Origin of the sequence: Faecalibacterium sp. An192, from assembly GCF_002160175.1 — a bacterium.
In the GTDB taxonomy this organism is placed as follows: domain Bacteria; phylum Bacillota; class Clostridia; order Oscillospirales; family Ruminococcaceae; genus Faecalibacterium.
In genome coordinates, this window is the sequence record NZ_NFKB01000107.1 from 1 (window position 1) to 3360 (window position 3360).

The window sequence follows — 3360 nt, forward strand, 5'->3', positions numbered from 1 at the left end:
TCCTGAATGTGGCTGTATTTTCTGGGCATAGCAAAAACCTCCTGTAGTAGTTTTATTCTACCACAGGAGGCCTTCTTTTTTCATTGTCTACTTTTACTGGAGCGGTTCACTGGGCCTGAACGGGGGCGCTGTGTTTTTTCTGTTCCGGTTTTCCGGCCCGCAGGGAAAGTTACTCCCCGATGATGACCACGCTCTTCATCCGAACGGGGGTGGCGGGCTTATCGTTCCAGTCGGTGCGGACCGAAGCAATCCGGTCCACCACATCCATGCCGGCGGTGACGTGGCCAAAGGCTGCGTACTGGCCGTCCAGGTGGGGTGCATCCTGGTGCATGATGAAGAACTGGCTGCCGGCGCTGTTGGGGTCAGCGGCACGGGCCATGCTGACCACGCCGCGGGTGTGGCGGATGGGGTTGGCCACGCCGTTGGCCAGGAACTCGCCCTTGATCTTCCAGCCCGGGCCGCCGGTGCCGTTGCCCAGGGGGCAGCCGCCCTGAATCATAAAGCCGGGGATCACCCGGTGGAAGGTCAGGCCGTCATAAAACCCGGACTTCACCAGCTTCTCAAAGTTCTCGCAGGTGATGGGGGCGGCCTTCTTGTCCAGCTCGATGTCGATGACACCGCCGTCTTCCATAGTAATACGAACCATAGTGCTTCTCCTACTCCTTCATCGCAGGCCCCGGCGTTCAACGTCCCAGACGCCCCGGGGCACAGATACCAAAGCCCGCGTCTCCCGCCGGGAAAACCACACACAGGCTTTTCCATCTCCCATCCGGCCAGGAAAAAAGGACGCGGGCACCCTATCGACATTTTACCATACTTTCGTTCTCATGGAAAGAGAGAAAAATGTAAACCCTTCATGAAATCCCTATGAACGCCCCCAAAATCCGGTCCCCGGACCGGGCCCGCAGGAAAATTTTCTTTTCCCTGTTGACAGGCCGCCGGTTTTGGGCTATACTGCATCCATCAAAACTTTTTGATATGTTGTGAGGATGGAATACGGCTATGGAAACACTGTATCAGCAGCAGGCCCGGGTGTTCAAGGCCCTGTGCGACCCCAAGCGGCTGGCCATTCTGGAACAGCTGCGCACCGGGGAAAAGTGCGCCTGCGTCCTGCAGCAGCCCCTGGACCTGACCCAGTCCGGCCTGTCCTATCACATGAAGATCCTCTGTGATTCCGGCCTGGTGGAGAGCCGTCAGGAGGGCAAATGGACCCATTACCGGCTGAGCCGGGAAGGGCGGGAGGCCGCTCTGGACCTGCTGCGCCGGCTCACCACCCCCGACGCCGAAGCCCAAAGCTCCGGCTGCGCCTGCCGCCGGGGCAGGGAGTGAGCCGCCGGGCGTACTCGGCCCTCTGCATCTTGTCCGCACCTGCGCCATTCGATGGAATGGCGCTTGTTTCGGAGCTACACATCAAAATATTTTGATGAATTATCCGCAAAGCGAGGTATTCTTATGGGTATCGGGACATTTTTACAGGACCAGGTGTTGGGCATGAAATGGCTCAACGCCGCCATCGGCCGGGGACTGGAAGCTCTGGGGCTGGACCTGTCCAGCCGTCTCGAGGCCAGCGTCCAGTTCTTCCTCTACGATGTGCTGAAAATCACCATTCTGCTCTGTGTGCTGATCTTCTGCATCTCCTACATCCAGAGCTATTTCCCGCCCGAGCGCAGCCGGAAGATTCTGGGCCGGTTCCACGGCATCGGCGCCAACCTCATCGCCGCCCTGCTGGGCACCGTGACCCCCTTCTGCTCCTGCTCCTCCATCCCGCTGTTCATCGGCTTCACCAGCGCCGGGCTGCCTCTGGGGGTTACCTTCTCCTTTCTGATTTCTTCCCCCATGGTGGACCTGGCCAGCCTGCTGCTTTTGATGAGCATGTTCGGGGCCAGGGTGGCGGTATTGTATGTGCTGCTGGGCCTGGCCATTGCGGTGGCCGGCGGCACCGCCATTGAGCATCTCCACATGGAGGACGACATCGAGCCCTTTGTCCGGGCGGCGCCGGGCGCCCTGATGGACGCCCCCAGCCTGACCCAGCGGGACCGCCTGCTCTATGCCCGGGGCCAGATGGTCTCCACCTGGAAAAAGGTTTTCCCCTATATTCTGGTGGGCGTGGGAATCGGCGCCTGGATTCACAACTGGATTCCCGAGGGCTGGGTGGAGGCCCTGCTGGGCAGCAGCAGTCCTCTGGGGGTTCTGCTGGCCACCGCCGCCGGCATCCCCATGTACGCCGATATTTTCGGCACCATCCCGGTGGCCGAGGCGCTCTTGGCCAAGGGCGCTCAGCTGGGCACCGTCCTCTCCTTTATGATGGCGGTCACCACCCTGTCTCTGCCCTCTCTGGTTCTGCTGCGCAAGGCCGTCAAGCCCCGGCTGCTGGCCCTGTTTGTGGGAGTCTGCGCCGCCGGCATTGTAACGGCCGGCTACCTTTTCAACGCACTGTCCATTCTTTTCATCTGACACAGGAGGTAAACTTGTATGGGACTGTTTGACAAAAAGAAAGAAGCATCCGCCTGCGGCTGTTCCTGCAGCTGCTCGGCCCCTCAGGCCGACACCAACGCCCGCATTCTGGTGCTGGGCTCGGGCTGCGCCCGGTGCCACGCCCTGGAGGATACCACCCGGGCCGCTCTGGCCGACCTGGGCATGGACGAGCCGGTGGGCCACGTCACCGATTTCGCCCAGATCGCCGCCTATGGCGTTCTGTCCACCCCGGCCCTGGTGGTGGACGGGAAGGTGGCGTCCTACGGCCAGGTTCCCAGCCGGGACCAGATCAAGGCCCTGATCCAGAAAGCCAGAGGGTGATTGCCATGGAGACCAAGCCCAAAGTCGCCTTTGTCTGCGTCCACAATTCCTGCCGCAGCCAGATTGCCGAGGCCCTGGGCCGCCATCTGGCCGCCGACGTGTTCGACAGCTATTCGGCGGGCACCGAGACCAAGCCCCGGATCAACCCCGACGCCGTCCGGCTGATGAAAGAGATCTACGGCATCGACATGGAGCAGACCCAGCGCAGCAAGCTGCTGTCCGAGCTGCCCCCGGTGGATGTGGTCATCACCATGGGCTGCAACGTCCAGTGTCCGGCGCTGCCCTGCCGCCGCCGGGAGGACTGGGGCCTCGAGGACCCCACCGGCCAGAGCGACCAGGTGTTCCGGGCCGTCATCGCCCGGATTCACGCCCGCATCCTGGACCTGAAAGCCCAGCTGGAAGCCGGACTCTAACCCCCCAACCGCAAAACGCCCCCTCCCAACCGACCGCAAACCTGAACCGGTCCAAATTGTGTGGACAGTACAAAAAAGCCCCAAGTGTAGGAGATTAGGATTCAGCAGGAGTGGCGGAGCGTTAGCGGAGCCACTCCTGCTTTCGTTTGGA

5 protein-coding genes are annotated in these 3360 nt (G+C 61.5%); 4 read left to right on the forward strand and 1 reads right to left on the reverse strand.

Annotated elements, in window-relative coordinates; genetic code table 11:
- Positions 1 to 169 precede the first annotated feature (169 nt).
- On the reverse strand, positions 170 to 646 hold the full coding sequence (locus B5F27_RS15935) for a peptidylprolyl isomerase (RefSeq protein ID WP_087246011.1): 477 nt from the start codon (positions 644 to 646) through the stop codon (positions 170 to 172).
- Positions 647 to 1002: 356 nt separating this feature from the next.
- Between B5F27_RS15935 and B5F27_RS15940 the strand changes: the two genes are divergently transcribed.
- The 4 genes from B5F27_RS15940 to B5F27_RS15955 all read left to right on the forward strand — a co-directional run bounded on the left by B5F27_RS15940 (position 1003) and on the right by B5F27_RS15955 (position 3209).
- Complete coding sequence (locus B5F27_RS15940; RefSeq protein WP_087369030.1) at positions 1003 to 1329, forward strand: metalloregulator ArsR/SmtB family transcription factor; 327 nt, start codon at positions 1003 to 1005, stop codon at positions 1327 to 1329.
- 123 nt (positions 1330 to 1452) lie between these two features.
- Positions 1453 to 2454 (forward strand): permease, encoded by a 1002-nt coding sequence (locus B5F27_RS15945; protein ID WP_087369031.1) that lies wholly within the window; start codon positions 1453 to 1455, stop codon positions 2452 to 2454.
- 18 nt (positions 2455 to 2472) lie between these two features.
- Positions 2473 to 2796: a thioredoxin family protein gene (locus B5F27_RS15950; protein ID WP_087369032.1), complete on the forward strand. Its 324-nt coding sequence runs from the start codon at positions 2473 to 2475 to the stop codon at positions 2794 to 2796.
- A 5-nt stretch (positions 2797 to 2801) separates the two neighbouring features.
- Positions 2802 to 3209, forward strand: coding sequence for an arsenate reductase ArsC (locus tag B5F27_RS15955; RefSeq protein WP_087369033.1), 408 nt, complete (start codon positions 2802 to 2804; stop codon positions 3207 to 3209).
- The last annotated feature ends 151 nt before the right edge of the window (positions 3210 to 3360 follow it).